Source organism: Micromonospora sp. RL09-050-HVF-A, assembly GCF_019374995.1.
GTDB lineage: Bacteria > Actinomycetota > Actinomycetes > Mycobacteriales > Micromonosporaceae > Micromonospora > Micromonospora antibiotica.
In genome coordinates, this window is sequence record NZ_JAGKQP010000002.1 from 1,872,709 (window position 1) to 1,895,380 (window position 22,672).

22 protein-coding genes and 1 riboswitch are annotated in these 22,672 nt (G+C 73.7%); of the genes, 14 read left to right on the plus strand and 8 right to left on the minus strand.

Annotation, left to right across the window (positions count from 1 at the left end):
- Positions 1-63 precede the first annotated feature (63 nt).
- Positions 64-540 carry a hypothetical protein gene (locus J7462_RS08230; protein WP_219463203.1) on the plus strand — a complete coding sequence of 159 codons (477 nt, stop codon included), beginning with the start codon at positions 64-66 and terminating at the stop codon, positions 538-540.
- A 69-nt stretch (positions 541-609) separates the two neighbouring features.
- Here the strand turns inward: J7462_RS08230 and J7462_RS08235 are convergent, their stop codons facing one another.
- On the minus strand, positions 610-1,116 hold the full coding sequence (locus tag J7462_RS08235) for a MarR family winged helix-turn-helix transcriptional regulator (RefSeq protein WP_219463205.1): 507 nt from the start codon (positions 1,114-1,116) through the stop codon (positions 610-612).
- A 31-nt stretch (positions 1,117-1,147) separates the two neighbouring features.
- Here J7462_RS08235 and J7462_RS08240 point away from each other — a divergent pair, with 31 nt between their 5' ends.
- Positions 1,148-2,212, plus strand: a complete 1,065-nt coding sequence (locus J7462_RS08240; protein ID WP_219463207.1) for a bifunctional NAD(P)H-dependent oxidoreductase/GNAT family N-acetyltransferase — start codon at positions 1,148-1,150, stop codon at positions 2,210-2,212.
- Here J7462_RS08240 and J7462_RS08245 read toward each other — a convergent pair whose 3' ends face one another.
- The 4 genes from J7462_RS08245 to J7462_RS08260 all read right to left on the minus strand — a co-directional run bounded on the left by J7462_RS08245 (position 2,213) and on the right by J7462_RS08260 (position 5,601).
- The gene (locus J7462_RS08245) at positions 2,213-2,923 is read right to left on the minus strand and encodes a VOC family protein (protein WP_219463209.1); all 711 of its coding nucleotides are present in this window, start codon (positions 2,921-2,923) and stop codon (positions 2,213-2,215) included.
- Between the two features lie 99 nt (positions 2,924-3,022).
- Entirely contained in the window at positions 3,023-4,159 is a 1,137-nt protein-coding gene (locus tag J7462_RS08250; RefSeq protein ID WP_219463210.1) for a Gfo/Idh/MocA family protein, read from the minus strand.
- The gene (locus tag J7462_RS08255; RefSeq protein ID WP_219463212.1) at positions 4,129-4,839 is read right to left on the minus strand and encodes a ThuA domain-containing protein; all 711 of its coding nucleotides are present in this window, start codon (positions 4,837-4,839) and stop codon (positions 4,129-4,131) included. The genes J7462_RS08250 and J7462_RS08255 overlap by 31 nt, the downstream gene beginning before the upstream one ends.
- A 159-nt stretch (positions 4,840-4,998) precedes the next feature.
- Positions 4,999-5,601 carry a TetR/AcrR family transcriptional regulator gene (locus J7462_RS08260; protein WP_208567502.1) on the minus strand — a complete coding sequence of 201 codons (603 nt, stop codon included), beginning with the start codon at positions 5,599-5,601 and terminating at the stop codon, positions 4,999-5,001.
- 74 nt (positions 5,602-5,675) lie between these two features.
- Here J7462_RS08260 and J7462_RS08265 point away from each other — a divergent pair, with 74 nt between their 5' ends.
- The 4 genes from J7462_RS08265 (at position 5,676) to J7462_RS08280 (ending at position 9,481) form a co-directional block, all read left to right on the plus strand.
- Positions 5,676-6,785 (plus strand): FAD-dependent monooxygenase, encoded by a 1,110-nt coding sequence (locus tag J7462_RS08265; protein ID WP_219463214.1) that lies wholly within the window; start codon positions 5,676-5,678, stop codon positions 6,783-6,785.
- 82 nt (positions 6,786-6,867) lie between these two features.
- Positions 6,868-7,998 carry a sensor histidine kinase gene (locus tag J7462_RS08270; RefSeq protein ID WP_219463216.1) on the plus strand — a complete coding sequence of 377 codons (1,131 nt, stop codon included), beginning with the start codon at positions 6,868-6,870 and terminating at the stop codon, positions 7,996-7,998.
- A complete protein-coding gene (locus J7462_RS08275; protein ID WP_208567505.1) occupies positions 7,995-8,666 on the plus strand; it encodes a response regulator transcription factor in 672 nt (223 codons plus the stop codon). Before J7462_RS08270 ends, J7462_RS08275 begins: the two co-directional genes overlap by 4 nt.
- A gap of 146 nt (positions 8,667-8,812) precedes the next feature.
- Positions 8,813-9,481 (plus strand): DUF2306 domain-containing protein, encoded by a 669-nt coding sequence (locus J7462_RS08280; RefSeq protein ID WP_219463217.1) that lies wholly within the window; start codon positions 8,813-8,815, stop codon positions 9,479-9,481.
- 52 nt (positions 9,482-9,533) lie between these two features.
- On the opposite strand, the gene J7462_RS08285 is transcribed toward J7462_RS08280, so the two are convergent.
- Complete coding sequence (locus J7462_RS08285) at positions 9,534-10,124, minus strand: DinB family protein (protein ID WP_219463218.1); 591 nt, start codon at positions 10,122-10,124, stop codon at positions 9,534-9,536.
- 127 nt (positions 10,125-10,251) lie between these two features.
- On the opposite strand from J7462_RS08285, the gene J7462_RS08290 reads away from it, so the two are divergent.
- The 6 genes from J7462_RS08290 to J7462_RS08315 all read left to right on the plus strand — a co-directional run bounded on the left by J7462_RS08290 (position 10,252) and on the right by J7462_RS08315 (position 17,098).
- A complete protein-coding gene (locus tag J7462_RS08290; protein WP_219463219.1) occupies positions 10,252-10,812 on the plus strand; it encodes a hypothetical protein in 561 nt (186 codons plus the stop codon).
- Positions 10,813-11,045: 233 nt separating this feature from the next.
- Complete coding sequence (locus J7462_RS08295; protein WP_219463220.1) at positions 11,046-11,735, plus strand: response regulator transcription factor; 690 nt, start codon at positions 11,046-11,048, stop codon at positions 11,733-11,735.
- Positions 11,732-13,522 carry a cell wall metabolism sensor histidine kinase WalK gene (locus tag J7462_RS08300; RefSeq protein ID WP_219463221.1) on the plus strand — a complete coding sequence of 597 codons (1,791 nt, stop codon included), beginning with the start codon at positions 11,732-11,734 and terminating at the stop codon, positions 13,520-13,522. Before J7462_RS08295 ends, J7462_RS08300 begins: the two co-directional genes overlap by 4 nt.
- Before the next feature lie 127 nt (positions 13,523-13,649).
- Complete coding sequence (locus J7462_RS08305) at positions 13,650-16,019, plus strand: PEP/pyruvate-binding domain-containing protein (RefSeq protein WP_219463222.1); 2,370 nt, start codon at positions 13,650-13,652, stop codon at positions 16,017-16,019.
- Between the two features lie 6 nt (positions 16,020-16,025).
- Positions 16,026-16,592, plus strand: a complete 567-nt coding sequence (locus J7462_RS08310; protein WP_219463223.1) for a TetR/AcrR family transcriptional regulator — start codon at positions 16,026-16,028, stop codon at positions 16,590-16,592.
- Between the two features lie 119 nt (positions 16,593-16,711).
- Positions 16,712-17,098 carry a hypothetical protein gene (locus J7462_RS08315; RefSeq protein ID WP_208567516.1) on the plus strand — a complete coding sequence of 129 codons (387 nt, stop codon included), beginning with the start codon at positions 16,712-16,714 and terminating at the stop codon, positions 17,096-17,098.
- A 137-nt stretch (positions 17,099-17,235) separates the two neighbouring features.
- Here J7462_RS08315 and J7462_RS08320 read toward each other — a convergent pair whose 3' ends face one another.
- Both J7462_RS08320 and J7462_RS08325 read right to left on the minus strand, forming a co-directional pair.
- Complete coding sequence (locus J7462_RS08320) at positions 17,236-17,955, minus strand: hypothetical protein (RefSeq protein ID WP_219463225.1); 720 nt, start codon at positions 17,953-17,955, stop codon at positions 17,236-17,238.
- 55 nt (positions 17,956-18,010) lie between these two features.
- Positions 18,011-18,913: an oxidoreductase gene (locus J7462_RS08325; protein ID WP_219463227.1), complete on the minus strand. Its 903-nt coding sequence runs from the start codon at positions 18,911-18,913 to the stop codon at positions 18,011-18,013.
- Between the two features lie 128 nt (positions 18,914-19,041).
- Here J7462_RS08325 and J7462_RS08330 point away from each other — a divergent pair, with 128 nt between their 5' ends.
- Both J7462_RS08330 and J7462_RS08335 read left to right on the plus strand, forming a co-directional pair.
- Positions 19,042-19,929 carry a helix-turn-helix transcriptional regulator gene (locus J7462_RS08330; protein WP_219463229.1) on the plus strand — a complete coding sequence of 296 codons (888 nt, stop codon included), beginning with the start codon at positions 19,042-19,044 and terminating at the stop codon, positions 19,927-19,929.
- A 28-nt stretch (positions 19,930-19,957) separates the two neighbouring features.
- Positions 19,958-20,174: riboswitch (cobalamin riboswitch) on the plus strand.
- A 119-nt stretch (positions 20,175-20,293) separates the two neighbouring features.
- Positions 20,294-22,669, plus strand: coding sequence for a ribonucleoside-diphosphate reductase subunit alpha (locus J7462_RS08335; protein ID WP_219463231.1), 2,376 nt, complete (start codon positions 20,294-20,296; stop codon positions 22,667-22,669).
- Positions 22,670-22,672: the final 3 nt, after the last annotated feature.

The following is a 22,672-nucleotide window of genomic DNA, read 5'->3' on the forward strand; positions in this document are numbered from 1 at the left end:
CGTGCCGCGGACGTTGCGGTGCCGGGTGGCGGTAGCCCGGCCGGATGCTGTCTACTGCACGCCGTGGGTGGGACGGCGTTGAGCGTGCTGAGTCCGTGCACCGCCGGGTGTGTCGAGCCGGTCCTGCTGGAGGAGATGGCGGCCGAGGGCCTCGTCCGGTACGAACCCGACCCCGACTACTGGCTGTCCGCCGGGGGTCTGCCCTACGGATACGACCTTCAGGCACCGGACCGCGAGGTCGACGCCGCCGAGCTCGAGTTGCTTGCGCGGGTGGCCGGTGCCGTCATGCGCTGTGACGTCGTGCTGCACATCCTCGTCAACGATGTCGCCGGGCGGCCCGCCCTGGCCCGCGTCGCCGAGCGGGTGGCACGGCGGACCGACGGCTGGGTGTTCGTGGAGTTCCGCACTCCACCCTCGGCGGAGCTGCTTGCGCACCTTGCCGGCGCGGGCCGCTGCGTCCGCGTCGGCGATGCCGTCTATCTTGACGCGCCGGCGATGACCGCCTGGATCGCCCACCCTGAGTTTCACGTCGTCAAGTGAGCGTGGGCCCGGCACTGCTCCGGACGCGGCGTGGGGTCCACGACGGACGATGCCGACCCGGGCGGGTGGTCATGCCGGGGGGTGTCGAGCGGGCGGTGGTCCGTCGGGGTCGTCGTCGGGCCGGGGCTGCGCCAGTCGACCGGCGATCCGTTCCAGGGCGGCGAAGTCCTGCGGGGTGAGCCGGTCGACGAGGTGCCGCCGTACCGACTCGACGTGGACCGGTGCGGCGTCGCGCAGGGCGGTCATCCCCGGCCCGGTCAGCACGAGCAGGCAACCACGTCCGTCGGCCGGGTCGGGTGCGCGGCGCAGCAGTCCGCGCGCTTCCATCCGGCTGGCGTGCCGGGACAGCCGGCTGCGCGACCAGCCCATCTTGTCGGCCTGCACGCCGAGGGTGCTGGTCTGCGCTGGCTGTTCCGACAGGGTGCTCAGCACCTCGTAGTCGGCCTCGGACAGGCCGATCGTCGCCAGGTCGTGCGCGGTGCCGGCCTGGACGGCGACCATCACGCGTCGCAGGGCCCGCCAGGCGCGTTCCTCGGCGGGCGTCAGCCACCGCACAGACCCCGACTTTGTTGACATGTAATCAATCTAGCATCTAGCCTTCGTTTCCATGTCAACGAAACCGCTCCGTATCCTCGCGCTGACCTGCGCCACCCGTCCCGGCGCACTCGGTCCCGCCGTGAGCCGGTGGCTGCTCGACGCGGTCACCCCCCGGGCTGCGGCACTCGACGTCGAGGTGGTCCCGGTGGCGCTCGGCGACCTTGACCTGCCGTTCCTCGACGAGGAGGAATCACCGTCGTCGGGCGTCCACCGGCACGACCACACCCGCCGGTGGAGCGCGACAGTCGACGCGGCGGACGGATTCGTCGCCGTCACCCCGGAGTACAACCACGGGATGCCGGCGACGCTGAAGAACGCGCTGGACTACCTCGCCGTCGAGTGGGCGTGGAAGCCGATCGGTTTCGTCAGCTACGGCCACACCTCGGCCGGCACCCGCGCCGTCGAGCACGCCAAGCAGGTGGTGACCGCCCTGCGCATGGTCCCGACGGGCACCACGGTCGCCGTCCGCATCAGCGACGCCGTACGCGACGGCCGGCTGCGGCCCGACGCCGACCGCGATGCGGCCGGTGCCGCCCTGCTGGACGAGGTGGTCCGGCTCGCCCACGCCCTGCGGCCGATGCGCGAACGCGACCGGGCCACCCCCGGCCCGCTACCCGGCTCCTACGCCCGACGGCTGACCGGTGACGACGCGCCCGAGGTCACCGTGCTGCAACGGTGCTGCTGGACGGAGGAGGCACTGGTCAACGACACCCTGGCCATCCCCCCGCTGCACGAGTCGGTGCCGGAGGTGCGGCAGTGGCTGGCGGACTGGCACACGATCGGCCTCTGGCGCGACGGTCGGCTGCTGGGCATGGTGCGGACCCGCACCGACGGCACCGACTGCCACCTCGGGCGGCTCGCCGTCGTACCCGACCTGCGCGGTCGGGGGCTGGGCCGGTGGCTGCTGCGCGCCGCCGAGGCGACCGCCGGGCCGCAGTGCCGCCGCATGCTGCTGTTCACCGGCGTCCGGAGCCGGCGCAACATCGACCTCTACCAGCGGATGGGCTACCGACCGGTGCCGGTGGCCAGCCCGGACGGCACCGTCTGCCTCGCCCGGGACCTGTCCGACGGCTAGCTAACCCAGGGTGGCTGCCAGCGCGGCGGCGTTCTCCCGGGCGGACGCGGTCCGTCGCGCCTCGTCGGCGGTGAGCGCCACCCGACCGGCGCGGTCCAACAGCTCGGCCGCGGTCGCCGGGTCGTCCAGGCCCAGCGCCAGTTCCGCACGGTAGACCAGGGCCTCCACGTGGACGACCGGATCGTCAGCCGCGCCGTGGCGGGTCAGGGCGCCGTCGAGGATCCGGACGGCCTGACGCAGGTCACCCCGCGAGTCGGCCTGCACCACGGCGTCGGCCAACGCCCGGGCCAGCCGACCGACGGGCGGCGCCGACGAAGCGCCACCCCGGTGGACGACACGGACCCAGTTGCCGCCCGGGTCGACGATGCTGAACCCCGTCACCCCGTCGGCGTTACGACGCGCCCGGGGCCGGGTCATCCGGGGCCGGCCCGACACCGGCACCCTGCCGTAGGCGGCGCGCAGTCCGGCGGCGAACGCCCGGTGCATGCCCTCGATGTCGGGGGTGACGACCAGGCACGAGCCGTACGACTGCTCCGGGTCGAAGCCGGCGAGCTCGAAGAAGTGCAGGCACAGGTCCTCCCATTGGACGACCACGTACGGGTTGGGTCGGCGTTGCCGGTAGGTGGTGTGGAAACCGAGCGCCTCGTAGAAGGCGAGGGTGTCGTCGATGGAGGCACAGGGCAGCAGCGGAACGGTCACCTCGTCGGCCATGCCTCCGTTCTACGCAGGTGACGCCGCCCGACGCACATGGAAGTGGCCTTTCGTCCAGGTCGGACACCCGGACGGTCGAGGTGGGTCGGGCGGTGCGGGTCAGCGGGAGCCCGCGCCGCCTCCTGTCGTCCCCGCACGGCCCTGCCAGTCCTCGGCCGAGGTGAACGGCACGGGATGGGGTCGCCGCACCGTCGTGCCCAGTGCGATCCGCCGGCCCTCGGCCGCCGACCGCAGCAGCCCGGTCATCGTGTCGAGGACGTGCAACGCCAGGTCACCGCCCGCCCGGGGGGCCCGGGTGGCGTCGGCCCGGACCGCGTCGATCAGCCCGAGGCCCCGGGCACCGGCCTGGTAACCCGCCGACGGGGCGAGCACCTGCCAGCCGTCGCCGCCGAGCGGGCACAGCCGGACCTCGCCGTCGAAGTAGTTCGGGTCGGGTACGGCGAGGGTGCCGGTCTCGCCGTGCACCTCGATCGGCGCGGCCGTCGTGGTCACCCCCTCGAAACTGGTGGTGATGGTGGACAGCACCCCGCTGTCGTGTTCGAGCACGCCCGACACGTGGGTGTCCACCAGGACGGGGACGCGCTCGCCGAGGCGCGGGCCGTTGCCGATGACCCGTTCCGGGCGCAGCCGGCTGGCCGCCCCGGTCACCGCGCGCACCGGACCGAGCAGGTGGATCAGCGCTGACAGGTAGTAGGGACCCATGTCCAGCAACGGGCCGCCACCCGGGGCGTAGTAGAAGTCGGGGTGGGGGTGCCACCGCTCGTGCCCGGGGGTGACCATGACGGCCGAGGCGGCCAGCGGACGCCCGATCAGCCCGCCGTCGATCGCCGCGCGGGCCGTCTGGGTGCCGGTGCCCAGGACGGTGTCGGGCGCGCAGCCCACCCGCACCCCGGCCGAGGCGGCCCGGTCGAGGACCGTGCGGCCCTGCGGCAACTCCACGGCGAGCGGCTTCTCGACGTACACGTGCCTGCCGGCGTCGATCGCGGCGAGCGAGACCTCCACGTGGGCGGCGGGGATGGTGAGGTTGAGCACCGTCTGCACGTCGGGGTGGTCGAGCAGGCGCGCGACGCTCATCGCCTCGGCGTCGGGGAGGGCCGCAGCGGCCGCGGCCGACCGGTCGGCGTCGAGGTCGGCCACCGCGACGATGCGCAGCTCGGGGTGGTGGGCCAGGGTGTCCAGATAGGCGCGGGAGATGACCCCGAGCCCTACGACGCCGACGCGGTGCGGGTCGCCCACAGCATGCCCCTCTCGATGACGGTCCGCACGGACGGGTGCTCCAGCACGTCGAGGCTGTGCCCGGGGGTCGTCACGACGACCCGGCCGGCGCCCCAGCGTCGGGTCCAGATCGCCGGTGAGGTGACCGGCCGGTGCCAGGGGTGCCAGTCCCGGGTGGGGTGGACGGTGGTGGCGAGGACGTCGACCAGGTCGTCGTGCAGCACCCAGTACTGCTCGGTGACCAGCTCGAAGTCGGCGATCCCGGCGGTGATCGGATGCTCCCGGCCGAGGTCGGTGACCGTCACCGTGTGCGGCAGGAAGTTGTCCTGTTCCCCGCCCTGCCGCTCGCAGGGCTCCCGCCCGGGGTGGGTCGCGAACTGGCCGCCCACCAGGTGCAGGTAGTCCGACGAGGCGCGGAACGCGTCCACGATGCCGCCGTGCCAGCCGGTCAGGCCCGTCCCGGCGACGACCGCCGCGCGCAGGCCGGCCACCTCGTCGGCGGTGATCTCGGCCATCGTCATGCACTGCACGACGAGGTCGGTGCCGGCCATCGCGTCGGCGTCGGCGTAGACCGCGGTGGACTCCTCGATCCGTACCGTGTAGCCGTTGTCCGCCAGGAACGGCAGGAACAGCTCCGTCGCCCGGACCGGCTGGTGCCCCTCCCAGCCGCCGCGTACCACCAGTGCTCTGCGCTGCGTCACGCTCGCTCCCTCCACGGTCGACCGCCGGTCGGCCGGCGACGTGCCGCCGGCGGGCGTGCCGGCCGGGCACCGGAAACCGTACCCGGATCCGCCGACACGGTCGGCCCCGCGCGGATCACGGCACCGCCGACGGACCGGCCCCGGTGGGTGGGGCGCGGCTCAGGGCCGGGGCGTCCACGGGCGCAGGGCGACCTCGGTGGCCTGCTGGAGGGACGCGCGGATCGCGGCCGGGTCGGCGCGGCGGCGCGGGTCCTCCAGGAGCGTGGTCAGGGCGGCGGTGGCCGCGCCGACGAACGCGCCGACCAGGGCGGCGGCGCTGACCTCGTCGAGGCGGTCGGGATAGGCGGCGGCGAGGTGCCGGGCGATCTCGCGTTGACTCTCCCACTGCAGTTGCAGGGACCGACCCCGGACGGCGGGCACCTCCATGGTCAGCCGGATCCGCAGCGCGGCGAGGGGACCGGTCATGTCCCCGCTCTCGTCGTTCGCCTGCCGCAGCGCGCGCAACAGCACCTCGGCCGGTTCCTCGCCCGGCGACCGGCCGGCGATGGCGTCGACCGCGACGCGCACCCGACGGTCGGCCTCCGGGAAGAGCAGATCCTCCTTGCTCGGGAAGTAACTGAAGAAGGTGCGGGTGCCGATGTCGGCGGCGGCGGCGATCTCGGCGATGGTGGTCGCCTCGTAGCCCTGGCGTCCGAACAGGTCGACGGCGGCGTCGACAAGCGCCTGCCGGGTGCGGGCCCGCTTGCGGTCGCGGAGGGACATCGGCACACCTTAGCGCACCGAACGCAAATCCGCACTCATTGCATTTCTGCACTGAGTGCGGAAAAGTTCGGGTCATGCGTACCGTACTCATCTCCGGGGCCGGCGTGGCCGGCCCGACCCTCGCCTACTGGCTGGCCCGCGCGGGGTGGCGGCCCACGGTGGTCGAGCGCGCCGCCGGGCAGCGCTCCAGCGGCAACCCGGTCGACGTCCGCGGACCGGCCCTGCCGGTGGTCGAACAGATGGGCGTGGTGGATGCCCTGCGGGCGGCGGCCACGCACGCCACCGGGCTGCGGATCGTCGACCCGGCGGGCCGGCCCGGTCGCCGCATCGCGATGCCCGCCACCCGCAGCCCGGCCGGCACGGCGGAGATCGAGGTGCCCCGCGCCGACCTCGCCCGCATCCTGCACGACGCGGCCCGCGACGACGCCGAGTTCCGGTACGACGACACGGTCACCCGACTCGACCAGGACCCCGACGGGGTGGACGTCACCTTCGCCACCGGCCCGCCTCGCCGGTTCGACCTGGTCGTCGGCGCGGACGGACTGCACTCGACGGTCCGCCGGCTCGCCTTCGGGCCGGAGCGCGACGTCGTCCGCCACCTCGGCCTCTACGTGGCCACCACACTGCTCGGCGAGGCACCGCAGCACCCCCACGACGTCCTGCTGCACAACACACCGGGCCGGCTCGTCGCGATCCACCCGGTCCGGGGCGAGGCGGGGGTCGCCTTCATCTTCCGGCACCCCGCCGTCGTCGACTTCGACCACACCGACGCGGCCCGGCACCGGCAGATCCTCACCGACGCGTACGCCCGGGAACGTGGCTGGCGGATCCCCGAGTTGCTGGCCCGGGCCCGACAGGCAGACGACCTCTACTTCGACGCGGTCACCCGGGTGGTGCTGCCGTGCTGGTCCAGCGGGCGGGTGACGCTGCTCGGCGACGCGGCGGCCTCGGTGTCGTTGTTCGGCGACGGGTCGAGCCTGGCCATCGCCGGGGCCCGTACCCTGGCCGCCGCCCTCGCCGGGAACGAACCCGCCGCCGCCCTGCGCCGCTACGAGGCCGAGCACCGACGCCGCACCGACCGTCGCGGGCGGACCACCGGCCTCGTGGCGTCGGTGCTGGTCCCGAGGAGTCGCCCGGGTGTCGCCGTCCGCAACGCGCTCGCCCGGTTGCTGCCGGCCGGCTGACCCCGGGAGGGCACCCCGACGACGCTGCCCACCCGCGCCGCCGGGGCACCGGACAGATGCCCGCCGCCCGTACGATTTCCCCGTGCGCGAGCTGCTGCGATCCTGGTGGCGTGAGCCCCGCCCGGCACGCCCTGCGCCGCACGGGTGGCGCGACGGGGCGCTGGTCGCCCTGCTCGCGGCGGCGGCGCTGGTGGAGGGGCTCGCCCGGTGGGGCACCCTGCCGCAGCCGGCGGCCGTGCCGGTCCTGATCGGTGTCGGTCTCGCCCCGGTCCTGCTGTGGCGGCGGAGCCGGCCGCTGCTCGTGACGCTCGTCGCCTTCCCGGTCTGCGCCGTGGGCGAGGTCGTCGTCGGTGGCGACCTCGGCCTGCACACGCTTGCCTACCTGCTGCTGGCGGTGTTCGCGCTGACCCGCTGGGGGTCGGGGCGGGAGGCGGGGTTCGGCGCGACCCTCGTCGCCGCGAAGCTCACCTGGTCGACTGTGGTCGGCCACCTCGGCCCGGACGACGCCCTGGGCGGGGCCGGGGTGGTCGCGGCGGCGCTCGCGGTCGGGGCCGCGCTGCGCTGGCGGGACCGGGCCCGACGGCGGGAGGTCGAGCAGGTGACGCTGCGCGAGCGGGAACGGCTGGCCCGCGACCTGCACGACACCGTCGCCCACCACGTGTCCGCGATAGCCGTCCGGGCCCAGGCCGGACTCGCCCTGCTGGAGACCCGACCCTCGGCCGCCGCCGACGCGCTACGGCTGATCGAGACGGAGGCGAGCCAGGCCCTGACCGAGATGCGCACCCTGGTCCGGGCCCTGCGGCGCGACGAGCCGGCCGACCGGGAGCCGAGCCTCCGCATCGCCGACCTGCGGCAGTTGGCGGACCGGACCGGGGACGGTCCGGCCGTCGAGGTGGACCTGGTCGGCGACCTGGACGGACTGCCGGCCCCGGTGGCGGCCACGATCTGCCGGCTGGCCCGGGAGTCGGTCACCAACGCCCGCCGGCACGCCCGGGACGCGACCCGGATCACCGTCCGGGTGGTGGCCGACGAGGACACGGTGCGGCTGCGGGTCTACGACGACGGTGTCGGCCCGCCGGCACCCGGACGCGACGGCTACGGGCTGGTCGGGATGCGGGAACGGGCCCACCTGCTCGGCGGCTCCCTCGACGCCGGCCCCGACCGGGACCACGGGTGGACGGTCACCGCCGCGCTGCCCCGGGCCGTGGCATGAGCGGCAGGACCCGGGTACGGGTGCTCGTGGCCGACGACCAGGAGATCGTGCGGACCGGGCTGGCGATGATCCTCGCCGCGCAGCCCGACGTCGAGGTCGTCGGCGAGGCGGCCACCGGGCAGCGGGCGGTCGAGCTGGCCCGGCGGCTGCGCCCCGACGTGTGCCTGTTCGACATCCGGATGCCCGGCGTGGACGGGATCGAGGCGACCCGGCTGCTGGCCGGTCCGGGGGTCGCGGACCCGATGGCGGTGGTGGTCATCACGACGTTCGACCTCGACGAGTACGTCTACGCCGCGCTGCGCGCCGGGGCCCGGGGCTTCCTGCTCAAGGACTGCGGCCCGGCCCTGCTCACCCAGGCCGTCCACGCGGCGGCCGCCGGGGACGCGCTGATCGCGCCGCAGGTCACCACCCGGCTGCTGCGGGCGTTCGCCGACGCCGGCCCGGCCACCCCGCCCCGCCAGCCGGTCGACCGGCTCACCGACCGGGAGGAGCAGGTGCTGGGCGCGGTGGCCCGGGGACGCACCAACACCGAGATCTCCGCCGAGCTGCACATCACGCTGAGCACGGTCAAGACGCACGTCGCCAGCCTGATGGCGAAGCTGGGGGCCCGTAACCGGGTCGAGGTCGCGATGTGGGCGTACGAGACCGACCGGCTGCGCGGCGGCTGAGCCGATCTCCAACGGCGGCGTGGCCCCGGCGGGACGGTCGAGGGTGGACGCCGCCGAAAGTACGGCCGACGACCCCGACCATCGGCCGGTCCGACGGCGGCCCGTGGACCGATGAGCCGGCCGGCCCCGGTCGCCATGCTCGGGTCATGACGACGCGACGACGGGACTGGCCCCTCCTCACCGGGCTCATCGTGCTCAGCGCGGCCCCCACCTTCGGCAGCGCGCTGCGGGTGGCATCCCTGTCCGGTGCGGCCGAGGTGACCCCCGCCAACGAACGCTTCTTCGCCGCGCCGGTCCCGGTGCTGCTGCACATCGTCGCCGCCGTCACGTTCAGCCTGCTGGGGGCGTTCCAGTTCGCACCGGGGTTCCGGGACCACCACCGGGCGTGGCACCGCCGGGCGGGCCGGGCGCTGGTCGGCTGTGGACTGGTGGTGGCCGCGTCCGGATGGTGGATGAACGCCACCTATCCGCTGCCGCCGGGCGACGGCCCGCTGCTCATGGTGCTGCGGTACCTGTTCGCCGCCGGCATGTTCGTCGCCGTCGCCGCCGGTTTCGTGGCCGTCCGACGGCGACGGCTGTCCCAGCACCGGGCCTGGATGATGCGGGGTTACGCGATCGCGCAGGGCGCGGGGACCCAGGCGGTGCTGCTGTCGACATGGGCGCTGGCGGTGGGGCCGACCACCGAGCTGTCCCGGGCGCTGCTCATGGGGGCGGCCTGGACGCTCAACCTGCTCGTCGCCGAGTGGCTGATCCGGCGGCGGCGGCCGGGTCCGGTCGCGGCGGCCCGCCCGGCGACGCTCGCCGCCACCGGTTGAGCGCAGGCGGGACGGACCGTCCCCCTCCTCCCGGGGGGTGGACCGGTCGGCGTCAGGCGAACCGGTCGGCGAGCGCGGTCAGCTTGGCGACGTACGCCGGCCACTCCTGGTCGTCGATGACCTGCGGGTTCTCCCGTCGCCAGCCGACCGTCGCGTCGTGCTGCTCGCGCAGGATGTCGGCGTGGCCGGCGTGCCGGGCGAGATCGCAGGTCACGTGGATGATGATCTGGTGCAGGGTCACCTCCTGGTGCCCCGGCCGCCACCACGGCACCCGCCCCGGCGCGTCGAGCGGCAACTCGGCGATCGTCAGGTCGGCGAACTCGGCCACCCGGCGGTACAGGTCGAGCAGTCCGTCCTTCGTCTCGTCCGCCCGCGCGTACCAGTCCGCCTGCGGGTCCTCGTCGTACGCCGCCATGGGGACCAGTTCGCCGGGCGACGGGAACTCCCGGCCGAAGGTGGGGCCGAAGTAGCCGGCCTCCACGTTCAGGCAGTGCTTGAGCAGGCCCAGCAGGTTGTTGCCGGTGGGGGTGCGGGGCAGCCGGGCTTCGCGTTCGTCGAGCCCTTCCAGCTTCCACACCAGGTCGTCGCGGGTGGTCTGGAGGTAGTGCCGCAGTGCCGCCTTCGGATCGTCCCGTTCCGCCATGCCCGCCAGTCTTCCCCACCGGTACGACACCCGTGGGGCAGGCCCGTCGCGGCAAACAGCTTCCTGACAGTCGACGGTGATGCTGGGCCCCGGCGAGATCGCCGCAGAGCTGACCGGAGGCGTGACGATGAGAAAGCAACTGATGGCTGCGTTGTGCGGCGCCGTACTGCTGGTCGGCGGGTGCTCGGCCGCTGACGAGGACCCGCCCGTCGCCGCCGGCAACACCGGTGGGGCGGAGGTGGCCACCCTCCAGACCAGCACGCCCATCCCCGCCGCGTCGGCGACGACGCCGCAGGACGAGCGGCCACGGGAACGCCTCGACGACACCCCGGAGGACCAGAAGGAACGCCTCAAACCGTATACGAAGTGCCTGACCGAGCACGGCGTCGACATCACCAAGCGGCGCAGCGACGGCACCGGCGCGGACGGGATCAGCGAGGCGGGAAAGGCGTGTGAGCACCTGATGCCGCTGCCGCCGTGGGAGTTCGACCCGGCCAACCCGGAGGCGAAGGACTTCGCCCGGGACGTGGTGAAGTGCCTCAAGGGCAAGGGCGTCCGGTATGTCGAGGTGGGTGCCGACGGCACGGGCTGGGCCTTCGGCGGCAAGAACAACGACTCCGAGTCGATCTCCAAGGGGTTGAAGTACTCCCCGGCGTGTGAGCGTGAGGTCGCCGCGAAGCGGAAGTAGCCGCCCCGGCCGGCGGTGTCGCCCACCCCCGGGCGACGCCGCCGACGGTCGTCCGCCGGCGATGGTGCCACCGGTTTGTCAGGAACCGGTCAAGGCCGGGCATGACCTTTTTCTCACGAACGTCGGATCTCCCCGTCACCCGCCCGACGAACTGCGCACGGACCGAGAGGTGCCCGGTGTCACCGCCTTCCGCTGGATCCGCGTCGCCCCTGACCTGCTCTATATTCCCCAGCATGTGCGCACACTTGATGCTCGCGGAGGACGATCCGCGGCAGGCCGAGGCGTTGCGCCGCTACCTCACCGCGGCGGGTCACCGGGCGACGGTGGTGGCCGACGGTGAGACGGCGCTGCGTCAGGCCCGGGAGCAGGTGTTCGACCTTCTCCTGCTCGACGTGATGCTGCCGAAACTGGACGGCATGCAGGTCTGCCGGATCCTGCGGCAGGAGTCGGACGTGCCGGTGCTGATGCTGACCGCGCGGTCCGCCGAGGACGACCTGCTGCGCGGGCTGGACCTGGGCGCCGACGACTACATGACCAAGCCGTACAGCCCGCGTGAGCTGGTGGCCCGGGTGCGTACCCTGCTGCGGCGGGTGCGCACGACGCCCCAGGAGTCACCGGTGCACCGGCTCGGGCGGCTCACCGTCGACGAGTCCCGACGCCTGGTCACCGCCGGGGACACCACCGTCGACTGCACCGCCGGTGAGTTCGCCATCCTCGCCGCGATGATCCGGCAGCCCGGCCGGGTGTTCAGCCGGGTGCAACTGCTCGAACACACCCGGGGCGTCGACCGGGAGTCGACCGGACGCACCATCGACGTCCACGTGATGAACCTGCGCCGCAAGATCGAGTCGAATCCGCGCCGGCCGCAGCAGCTGCTGACCGTCTACGGCGTCGGCTACAAGCTCAGCGCCGGCACGTCGTGACCAGGCAGCAGCGGGTCCCCCTGCACCGCAGCCTGGTGGTGCGGCTGCTGGCCACCTCGCTGCTGGTCGCGATCTGCGCGATCCTGGCGACGACCTGGCTGGCCGTGCAGTCGACCACGCGGGCGATCCAACAGGAGCAGGGGCGTTCGCTCGCCGACGACAAGAGCATCTACGACACGCTGCTGGACCACGCGGCGACCCACCGGGACTGGACCGGGGTCGACGCGGTCCTCGCCGAGCGGGCCGACCGGCTCGAACGGCGGATCACCCTGATGACCCCGGACCGGCAGGTGATCGCCGACTCCGCCCCGGACGGCCCGTCGTTGCAGACCGCCCGGCCGTCGGCGACCGTCGACCCGCTGCAGGTCGACCTGGGGCTGACCGGCGGGACCGAACGGGTCGATCCGCGCGCGGTCGGGCCGTACCGGCTGACCAAGCGGGAGAGCAACAACATCCGGGAGCTGGCCGAGCGGCAACTGGGCTGCGTGCGCGCCGAGTCCAGGGCCGACGCGCGGGTCGTGGTGGATCCGGCCGGCCGCGCCTCGGTTCAGGTGAGCGACCCGAAGGACCGGGGCATCGTCGGGTTCTGCCTGCCCGACGAGCTGACCCGCCCGATGCCGAGCGAGGCCGCCGGGATCGCCCAGTTGGAGACCCTGACCAAGACCTGCCTCAGGGAGCTGGGGGCACCGACCCGGGTCGACATCCGCGCCGACCGGACCGCGGCACCGAGCCGCGACACCCGCTTCGACCAGCAGGTCGCCGGCTGCCTGCAGCAGGCCCGGACGGCCCAGCTCCGGGCGTACGTGGCGCCACCGGCGTTGCTGTTCGTCACCGACGAGGCGCAGGGCGGCTCCGAGCCGGTGTTCAACCTGTCCCGGGCCAACGTGGTCCGCATCGCCCAGGTGACCGGGGCGGTGCTGGTGGCCACCGTGCTGATCACCGTGCTGGTCGGGCGGCGACTGGTCCGGCCGTTGCGGGCGCTCACCGACGCGACCCGGCAGCCGATGGACGAACCGGCCCGGGTGCCGGTGACCACCCGCGACGAGATCGGCATGCTGGCCACCGCGCTCAACGATCTCGCCGCCCGCCGGGAGCAGACCGAGGCGTTGCGCCGGAGCATGGTCAGCGACGTGGCGCACGAGTTGCGGACGCCGTTGACCAACATGCGCAGCTGGTTGGAGGCCGCGCAGGACGGTCTGGCGCAGCTCGACACGCAGCTGCTCACCCTGCTGCTCGACGAGGCGCTGCTGCTGCAGCACATCATCGACGACCTGCGTGACCTGGCTGCCGCCGACGCCGGTGACCTGCGTATCCACCGCGAGCCGTACTTCGTGGCCGACCTGCTGGAGCAGGTCGTCGAGGCGCACCGGGGCGCGGCCGAGGCCGCCGGGGTCCGGCTGGGCACCTCGGTGGGCACCGACCTGGAGATGGCCGTCGACGGGGCCCGGCTGCGCCAGATCGTCGGCAACATCGTCGCCAACGCGGTACGGCACACCCCGGCCGGCGGGTCGGTCGTCGTACGCCTGGAGGTACGCGACGACCAGCTCGCCATCGCCGTGTCCGACACCGGCACCGGCATCGCCCCCGCCGACCAGGCGAAGATCTTCGACCGGTTCTGGCGGGCCGACGACTCCCGCACCCGCAGCACCGGTGGCAGCGGGCTCGGGCTGTCGATCGCCCGCAAGCTCGCCGAGGCGCACGGCGGCACGATCGGCGTCGAGAGCGTCCCGGGTCAGGGCAGCACCTTCACCGTCCGGCTGCCGATCGTCGTCCCGGCGCTGGGCTGAACGCCGCAGCCGTCAGTCACGCCCACCGGCGGCTGGTTCCGGATGCGGCCGGATTTTTACATTGCAGTTGCACTGCAACCCGCGTACCTTCTTTGCAATGCAGTCGTATTGCAAACGGGAGGCGCAGGTGTCGGTGATCCCCCTGTCGGAGGCACACGCCGACCTGGTCCCGCTGGTCGGCGGCAAGGCGGCCGGTCTCGGCGAGCTGATCCGCGCTGGCGAGCGGGTACCTGAGGGTTTCTGCGTGACCACCGAGGCGCACCGCGCCGGGGTGGTGCCGCGCGACGAGGTCCGGGCGGCGTACGCGCGGCTGGGCGGCGGGCCGGTGGCGGTGCGGTCGAGCGCGACCGACGAGGACCTGCCGGACGCCAGCTTCGCGGGCCAGCACGACACGGTGCTGGACGTCGAGGGCGAGGCGGACCTGCTGGCGGCGATCGGCACCTGCTGGGAGTCGCTGCACGGCAGCCGGGCGGCGGCCTACCGGGAGGCGCGCGGGACCGACCCCGCCGACGTGCGCATGGCGGTGGTGGTGCAGCGGATGGTCGCCCCGGTCCGGGCCGGCGTGCTCTACACGGCCAACCCGGTCACCGGCAACCGCACCGAGATGCTCGTCGAGGTCGGGCCGGGCACGACGGTCGTCGACGGCCGCACCGACGTGACGCGCGTCGTGCTCGCCGATCCGGCCGGTAGCGACGGGGGGCGGTCGAAGCCCGGGTGGCAGGGCGACCTGTGGGCCGTCGGCCGGCGGGTACAGGCGCACTTCGGCGGGCCACAGGACGTCGAGTGGGCCATCGACCACGACGGAACCCTGTGGTTGCTCCAGTCGCGGCCGGTCAGCACGCTGTTCCCGGCGCCGCCGCAGACCGACGACCTGCGGGTGTACGTCGAGTTCGGCAACGTGCAGGGGATGCTGCGACCGGTCACCCCGATGGGCATGGCCACGCTCCGCGCGATGATCGCCGCCATGGTCGCCTCGCTCGGGATGCGGGTGGAGATCGTCGACATCGGCGGACGGCTCTACGGCGACCTGACCGACCTGGTCCGCCGGCCGGCCGGCCGCCGACGGCTCGTCCGGCTGATGGCCGTCGACTTCGGGCCGCGCGCCCAGGCGGTGATGGAGCACGTCCTGCGGGACCCCCGGTTCGCACCGTCCGGTGACGGCTCCCGCCGCCGCCCGGCGGACGCCTCGTTGGGCACGGCGCTGCGGGCCCTGCGGGGCATCCTGCGGGCGCTGACGCGACCGGACGCGGCACGGCGTCGGCTGGTCGCTGCCGTCGACCGGCTACGGGCCGAGTCGGTGGCACCGGCACACCTGCGGACGGCCCACGAGCGGCTGCGGTTCGTCCGCGAACACGGCGACGGCGGTGCCGCCGACGACATCACCTGGCCGATCGTGGCCGGGATGCTCGCCTCGGCCCTGCCCGCCCACCTGCTCAAGGGCGTCGCCACCGAGGATGACGTCCATGCGGTGCTGCGTGGCGTCCCGCACAACGTGACGATCGAGATGGACCTCGCACTGTGGGCGCTGGCCAGCGCCGCCCGCGAGCACCGCGACCTGCTCCTCGACACGCCACCGGCCGAACTGGCGGCCCGGTACCTGCGGGGCGCGCTCCCCGAGATCGGCCTGTCCGGGTTCCTGTCCCGCTACGGCCACCGGGCGGCGGCCGAAGCCGACGTCGGTGTGCCGCGTTGGGCCGAGGACCCCACCCCGGTCCTTGCCGCCGTCGCCAACTACCTGCGGCTGACCGACCCCGCGCAGGCACCCGACCGCCGGTTCGCCGAGGCCGCCGCAGCAGCCGGGGCCGCGCTCGACGAGTTGGCCGCCCGGGTCCGCCGACGTCGCCCGGTCCGGGGCCGGATCGCGATTTTCCTGCTGCGGCGGGCACGACGGCTGGCGGGACTGCGGGAGGCCGGCAAGTTCGCCGGGCTGTACCGGCTCCGGACCGTACGCGAGCAGTTGCTGCTCATCGGGGCGACGCTGTTCCCGACGGCGGACGACGTCATGTTCCTCACCCTCGACGAGGTCGAGGCGGCCCTGGCCGGTGCCGACCTGACCGGGCTGGTCGCCCGACGCCGGGCGACCCACCGGCGTGAGCTGCGCCGCCGGGTCGTGCCGGTGGCGCTCCTGTCCGACGGGACCGACGTGGAGAGCACCCTGCCGGCCCCCACCGACGGGGCGGGACTGCTGCGGGGCGTGGGGGCGGCGACGGGTAGGGTGACCGGCCCGGCCCGGGTGGTCACCGACCCGGCCACCGCGTACCTCGAACCCGGGGAGATCCTCGTGACCGCCACCACCGACCCGGGCTGGACGCCGCTGTTCCTGACCGCCGGGGCGCTGGTCACCGAGACCGGCGCGATCATGGCGCACGGCCCGACGGTGGCCCGCGAGTACGGCATCCCGGCCGTGATCAGCGTGCCGGGCGCCACCTCGCGGATCGTCACCGGTCAGATGATCACCGTGGACGGCGCGGCCGGCACCGTGACGACGGCGCGGTAGGCCCCGATGCCCAGGAAGGTCGATCCCCGTCAGCGCCGCACGCTGATCGCGGACGCGCTCATGCGGGTCGCCGCCGACCGGGGTCTGGAGGCGGTGAGCCTGCGGCACGTGGCCGCCGAGGCGGGGGTGTCCGCCGGCATGGTGCAGCACTACTTCACCACCAAGGACGAGATGATGGCCTTCGCGCTGTCCGTCGTCCGGGACCGGGGTCGGGCCCGGGTCGAGGCGGCGGTCGCGGCGCTCGGGTCGGACCCGCGGCCCCGGCTGCTGCTGCGCACCCTGCTTGCGGCGTTGCTGCCGTTGGACGAGGCGGCGCGCGAGGACGGACGGGTGGCGTTGGCGTTCCTGTCCTGGACCGCCCTGCACCCGGCGGCGGCCCCCGGCCTGCGGCCGGACACCGCGCAACTGGTGGAGTTCATCGCCGGGCTGCTGCCGCGGTCACCGGCGTCGGACGACGCGGCGGGGCTGCTGGCGCTGGTGGAGGGGCTGGGGGTGTACCTGCTCGGCGGGCAGTACACCCCGGCGCAGGCGACCGCGGTCCTCGACCACCAGTTGGACCTGCTCTTCGCCTGACCGCAGGCGGCGTCCCACGGGTCGGCGGTGCCCCGGCGCGGACCGCTCGCCGTGCGGGCTTGGCCGACCCGTGCAATCCTCTGTGGACAGTGATCGTCACCTATCGACAGGAGACTTCCATGCGATCTCGGCTCCTCTCCATCGCCTCCGCGCTGACCCTCGCCGCGAGCGGCTCGGTGCTGGCCCTGATACCCGCCAGCCCGGCCAGCGCACACTGCGACGGCCACGGGCAGCACCCGGATCTGTACAGCGGCGGCGGGATCTCCTGGGGCGACGGGACCTTCATCCGCGCCTACCCCCACCAGGACTGCCAGCCCAAGGGCCAGGGGTACCCGAGTCAGAACATCGACGTCCACTGCGCCACGCTGACCGGTGACCTGTGGTTCTTCGTCCGCAACACCTCCACCGGGATCAACGGGTGGGCCCGCCGGGACGCGCTGCGCTTCTCGCAGACCGTCACCATCGACGACTGCGCCAACGGGCTCGCCCCGCACCGCGTGGCCTGACCGAGGCTGCCGGCCCGGCACGGCGTGCCCCTCGACGATTCGAGCGGTGCGCAGGTGTGACGGGACCCGGCAGCCCGGGGTGGACGGCAACCGCGTCCACCCCGGGCAGGCCGGACCCGCAGGTCGACCCGACGGCGTCAGGTCAACAGCGCCGGGCGCAGCTCACCACCCACGTTGATCGTGCCGACGACCCGGTCGCCGGTGAGGTCGAAGACGTCGACCGCCCGGTTGGTGCGCATGAGTTCCCGCACCGACGGCGGCAGCGGCGGGGGTTCCTTCATCGCCGCCCGGACGTCCCGGGTGGTGGAGATCAGCCGACCGACCAGCGACGCCCCGTCGTGGTCCACCCGGACCCGGCCGTACTCCCAGCCGCAGGTGGTGAGGTCGAGCACCTCGAACAGGCGGGCGAGCAGCGGATGCGGGTCGGTCGCCCGGACGAACTGCGTCGCCCTCGTCCCGACGACCGTGGCGGCGGCGGCGACGTGCACGTACGGGTGCAGGCCGCCCGGCAGCGCGAACAGCGGCCAGTGCAGCCGGCCACCGGCCGCCCGCCACAGTGGCCGGTAGTTGCGCCGGTCCACCGGGAACCGGTGACCGGTGCGCCGGTACAGCTCCGCCGTCTGGGCCGACAGGTCCGCGTGGGCCGCGTCGGCGAACTCGCCGACGATCCTGGCCGCCACCGCCAGGCCGTCACCGTCGTCGAGCAGGCCGACGATCCCCGCCACCTGGTCGGCCGGCGCGACGGCCACGTGGGTGCCGTACCGCTGCCGCACCTCGGCCGACAGCGCCGCCTGCCGGACCGGATCCTCCTGGACCTGCCGGCCCCCGCCGCCCAGCACCCGCCCGAGCCATCCCATGTCGCCTCGTCTCCGCCACCGTCACCGACCGCAGCCATGCTAGTGCGACCCTGCGTCAGAGATAGCTCACGCCGGTCAGTTCCTCGGCCGCCGTCCACAGCCGCCGGCCGACAGCGGGATCGGTGGCCTCCGGGCTGGCCCGCACCTCGGTGACCGGACCCCAGGTCTGGAAGAGCCGGGCCGGGCCGAAGAACTGGCCGCCCCGGACCGCCGGGTCGGTGGCGGCGCGCAGCTGGGGCAGCGCACCCCACTCCACCGGCTGGGTGGCCAGCAGGCCGAGCCAGGCGACCACCCGGCCACGCCGGCCCCGGTGGGCCATGGCCCGGGGGGTCAGGTTGGTGCGGGTGACACCGGGATGGGCCAGCACGCTGAGCACCGGTGCTCCGGCGGCGCGCAGCCGCCGGTCCAGCTCGACGCCGAAGACGGTGGTGGCGAGCTTGGACCGGCCGTACGCGGCGGCGCCCCGGTAGCCGCGCTCGCCCATCAGGTCGGCGAAGTCCAGGTGCGCGTTGCGGTGGGTGATCGAGCTGAGGTGGACCACCCGGGCCGCCCGCGCGGCGGCCAGGTTGTCCAGCAGCAGACCGGTCAGCGCGAAGTGGCCCAGCAGGTTGGTGGCGAGGTGCAGCTCGTGGCCGTCGACACTGGTGCGGCGCGGGCCGAGCAGCACCGCACCGGCGTTGTTGACCAGCAGGTCGATCCTCGGATGGGCGGCGGCCAGTCCCGCCGCGAACGCCCGGACCGAGGCGAGGGAGGCGAGGTCCAGCTCACGTACCTCGACGTTCCCGCCGATGCGCCTGCCGGCCTGCCGGCCGGCGGCGGTGTCGCGGACGGCGAGCACGACGTGCGCACCACGGTGGGCCAGCGCGGTGGCGGTGACCAGGCCGAGGCCCGAGTTCGCGCCGGTCACCACGGCGGTACGGCCGTGCTGGTCGGGGATGTGGTCGGCGGTCCAGGTCATCTGCTGCTCCTGAGCGGTCGGGGTGGGGACGCCGACGTTAGGGGCCACCCGGCCGGGCTCGGTCGTTCCCGGTCGCCTAGGTCCCGCAGTCCTACCCACCCCGGTCCGGGCCGCGTCACACTGGCCCCATGACCCATCCGTACGCCCGCGAACTCGGTGACTTCCTGCGCGCCCGACGCGGCCGGCTGCACCCCCGCGACGTCGGCCTGGAGCCGGGCGGGCGACGCCGGGTCACCGGGCTGCGCCGCGAGGAGCTGGCGCTGCTGGCCGGGTTGAGCACCGACTACTACCAGCGGATGGAGCAGGGCCGGGAGGTCCGCCCGTCCGACCACGTGCTGGACGCGCTCGCCGCCGCGCTCGCCCTCGACGACGAGGAACGCCGGCACCTGTTCACCCTGGCCCGCGCCGCCCGCCGGCCGGTACCGGCCCGGGTGGACCACGGCCCGGAGCGGGTGCCGGAGAGCACCCGACGGCTGCTGCGGGTGCTGGACACCCCGGCGGTGGTGCTCGGCCGCCACCTGGACCTGCTCGCCTGGAACCGGTGGGCGGTGGCGCTGCTCGGCGATCCGGCGGACCTCCCGCCGGGCCGGCTCAACATGCTGCTGCTGATGTTCGACGAGGCGGCGTCCCCGGTGCGGCGCTGCGCGTCCTGGGAGCAGCAGGCACTGGACTACATCGGCATGATGCGTGCCGCCGTCGCCACCGACCCCACCCATCCCCGGGCCACCGCGATCGTCGGTGAGCTGAGCATCCGCAGCGCCGAGTTCCGGCGGCTGTGGTCGCGGCACGACGTGCGCGGGTCGGTCAGCGGCACCAAGACCTTCCAGGTCCCCGGGGTCGGTGACATCGTCCTGGACTGGGACACCTACCCGCTGCCCGGCAACCCCGGCCCGGTCCTGCTGGTCTTCACCGCCGAGCCCGGCAGCGCCGACGCGGACGCCCTGCGGCTGCTGGCGTCACTGCGGGCCACCGACCGGTCGGAGGAGAGTTATCTGACACGCCGACGCGACATCTAGTGTTGCCTCTCCCCCATCCACGCCATATATGGTGTGCCACGCAGCTGGTTCGACCGGGCCCGGTGGTCCGGTCGAGGCAACAGGGAACCCGGTGGAAATCCGGGACTGCCCCGCAGCGGTAAGTGGGAACGACCGCCGTCATCGAGCACTGGACCGCCAGGTCTGGGAAGCGACGGCCAGTAGGCGACCGGCGACCCCGGTCACGCCCGCGAGTCCGAAGACCTGCCAGTGCGCCGTGCGCTGCTGCGCGCGGCGGTCGGAGGTCGCGCGGGACGACCGACGCCAGCACCCGGGCCGGCCGTCGTGCCGTGCCCGTTGGCGTTCTCCCGCGTCCGATGGCCATCGGTGACAGCGAGGAGAGGTCATGACGAACGTAGCGGAGCGCCCACCGTCCGAGGTCGACGGCGCGGAGTCACGCCGGCCGGCGATGCGGGTACGCAAGCGCGACGGCGACACCGAGCCGGTCGACGTCAACCGGATCGTCACGGCCGTCGCCCGGTGGGCCACCGACCTGGACGAGGTCGATCCGCTGCGGGTGGCCACCAGGACGATCAGCGGCCTCTACGACGGGGCGACCACGGCCGAGCTGGACAAGCTGTCGATCCAGACGGCGGCGGAGCTGATCGGCACGGAGCCGCAGTACTCCCGGCTGGCGGCCCGGCTGCTGGCCGCGTACGTGGACGAGGAGGTCCGCGGGCAGGCGGTGGAGAGCTTCAGCCAGTCCATCCGGTACGCCCACGGCCTCGGCCTGATCGCCGACGACACGGCGGCATTCGTGGCCCGGCATGCCCGGCAGCTCGACGACGCCGTCGACCCGGCCGGTGACCTGCGGTTCGAGTATTTCGGGCTGCGGACGGTGGCCGACCGCTACCTGCTGCGGCACCCGCAGTCGCGGCTGGTGGTGGAGACCCCGCAGTTCTGGCTGCTGCGGGTGGCCTGCGGGCTGTCCACCACGCCCGACGAGGCGGTCGGGTTCTACCGGCTGATGTCGTCGCTTGCCTACCTGCCGAGCTCCCCGACGTTGTTCAACTCGGGCACCCGGCACACCCAGATGTCGTCGTGTTTCCTGGTCGACTCGCCGCGCGACGAGCTGGACTCGATCTACGAGCGCTACCACCAGGTGGCGAAGCTGTCGAAGTTCTCCGGCGGCATCGGCATCTCCTTCACGCGGGTGCGGGGCCGGGGCGCGCTGATCCGGGGCACCAACGGCCGGTCCAACGGGATCGTGCCGTTCCTCAAGACCCTCGACGCCGGGGTGGCGGCGGTCAACCAGGGCGGCCGGCGCAAGGGCGCCGCCTGCGTCTACCTGGAACCCTGGCACCCGGACGTCGAGGAGTTCCTGGAGTTGCGGGACAACACCGGTGAGGAGGCCCGGCGTACCCACAATCTCAACCTCGCCAACTGGATCCCCGACGAGTTCATGCGCCGGGTCGAGGCCGACGGCGACTGGTCGCTGATCGACCCGTCGGACGCCCCCGAGCTGCCCGACCTGTACGGCGAGGACTTCGACGCCGCGTACCGGGTCGCGGAGAAGAAGGCGGTCCGCACGGTGAAGGCCCGGGACCTGTACGGGCGGATGATGCGCACCCTGGCACAGACCGGCAACGGGTGGATGACGTTCAAGGACCCGTCGAACCGGCTGTCCAACCAGACCGGCGTGCCGGGCAACACGATCCACCTGTCCAACCTGTGCACCGAGATCCTGGAGGTCAACAGCGACACCGAGACGGCGGTGTGCAACCTCGGCTCGGTCAACCTCGGCGCGCACCTCACCGGCGACGGCGTCGACTGGGACAAGCTGCGCGCAACGGTCCGGACGGCGGTGGTGTTCCTGGACCGGGTGATCGACATCAACTACTACCCGGCCGAGCAGGCGGCGGCGTCGAACCCGCGCTGGCGGCCCGTCGGGCTGGGGCTGATGGGTTTGCAGGACGCGTTGTTCGCGCTGCGGCTGCCGTTCGACTCGGCCGGGGCCCGGGAGTTGTCCACCCGGGTCCAGGAGGAGATCTTCCTGACCGCCCTGGAGACCTCGGCCGGCCTGGCCGAACGGTTCGGCGCGCACCCGGCGTACCCGCAGACCAGGGCGGCCCGGGGTGACCTGCACCCGGACCTGTGGGGGGTCGAGCCCACCCAGACCGCGCGGTGGGCGGCGCTGCGCACCCGGATCGCGGCGCACGGCCTGCGCAACTCGCTGCTCGTGGCGATCGCCCCGACCGCCACGATCGCGTCGATCGCCGGCTGCTACGAGTGCATCGAGCCGCAGGTGTCCAACCTGTTCAAGCGGGAGACCATGTCCGGGGAGTTCCTCCAGATCAACACCTATCTGGTACGCGAGCTGAAGGCGCGCGGCCTGTGGACGTCGGAGATCCGCGACCAGATCAAGCGGGCCGAGGGTTCGGTGCAGGGCATCGTCGACCTGCCCGTCGAGGTGCGGGAGTTGTTCCGGACCGCGTGGGAGCTGCCGCAGCGGGCGCTGATCGACCTGGCCGCCGCGCGGGCGCCGTACATCGACCAGTCGCAGTCGCTGAACCTGTTCCTCAGCGCGCCGACCATCGGCAAGTTGTCCTCGATGTACCTGTACGCCTGGAAGTCCGGGCTGAAGACCACCTACTACCTGCGGTCGCGTCCGGCGACCCGGATCCAGCAGGCCACCGTCACCGTCGCCCCGGTCGTGGCGGCCGACGCCGAGGCGTTGGCCTGTTCCCTGGAGAACCCCGAGAGCTGCGAGGCGTGCCAGTGACCA

What these genes read in the sequence shown, in the direction of transcription:
- J7462_RS08235 (WP_219463205.1), bottom strand. Translation starts at nt 1,116, where the DNA reads ATGTCAACAAAGTCGGGGTCTGTGCGGTGGCTGACGCCCGCCGAGGAA.
- J7462_RS08240 (WP_219463207.1), top strand. Translation starts at nt 1,148, where the DNA reads ATGTCAACGAAACCGCTCCGTATCCTCGCGCTGACCTGCGCCACCCGT.
- J7462_RS08245 (WP_219463209.1), bottom strand. Translation starts at nt 2,923, where the DNA reads ATGGCCGACGAGGTGACCGTTCCGCTGCTGCCCTGTGCCTCCATCGAC.
- J7462_RS08260 (WP_208567502.1), bottom strand. Translation starts at nt 5,601, where the DNA reads ATGTCCCTCCGCGACCGCAAGCGGGCCCGCACCCGGCAGGCGCTTGTC.
- J7462_RS08265 (WP_219463214.1), top strand. Translation starts at nt 5,676, where the DNA reads ATGCGTACCGTACTCATCTCCGGGGCCGGCGTGGCCGGCCCGACCCTC.
- J7462_RS08275 (WP_208567505.1), top strand. Translation starts at nt 7,995, where the DNA reads ATGAGCGGCAGGACCCGGGTACGGGTGCTCGTGGCCGACGACCAGGAG.
- J7462_RS08280 (WP_219463217.1), top strand. Translation starts at nt 8,813, where the DNA reads ATGACGACGCGACGACGGGACTGGCCCCTCCTCACCGGGCTCATCGTG.
- J7462_RS08285 (WP_219463218.1), bottom strand. Translation starts at nt 10,124, where the DNA reads ATGGCGGAACGGGACGATCCGAAGGCGGCACTGCGGCACTACCTCCAG.
- J7462_RS08290 (WP_219463219.1), top strand. Translation starts at nt 10,252, where the DNA reads ATGAGAAAGCAACTGATGGCTGCGTTGTGCGGCGCCGTACTGCTGGTC.
- J7462_RS08295 (WP_219463220.1), top strand. Translation starts at nt 11,046, where the DNA reads ATGTGCGCACACTTGATGCTCGCGGAGGACGATCCGCGGCAGGCCGAG.
- J7462_RS08310 (WP_219463223.1), top strand. Translation starts at nt 16,026, where the DNA reads ATGCCCAGGAAGGTCGATCCCCGTCAGCGCCGCACGCTGATCGCGGAC.
- J7462_RS08315 (WP_208567516.1), top strand. Translation starts at nt 16,712, where the DNA reads ATGCGATCTCGGCTCCTCTCCATCGCCTCCGCGCTGACCCTCGCCGCG.
- J7462_RS08320 (WP_219463225.1), bottom strand. Translation starts at nt 17,955, where the DNA reads ATGGGATGGCTCGGGCGGGTGCTGGGCGGCGGGGGCCGGCAGGTCCAG.
- J7462_RS08325 (WP_219463227.1), bottom strand. Translation starts at nt 18,913, where the DNA reads ATGACCTGGACCGCCGACCACATCCCCGACCAGCACGGCCGTACCGCC.
- J7462_RS08330 (WP_219463229.1), top strand. Translation starts at nt 19,042, where the DNA reads ATGACCCATCCGTACGCCCGCGAACTCGGTGACTTCCTGCGCGCCCGA.
- J7462_RS08335 (WP_219463231.1), top strand. Translation starts at nt 20,294, where the DNA reads ATGACGAACGTAGCGGAGCGCCCACCGTCCGAGGTCGACGGCGCGGAG.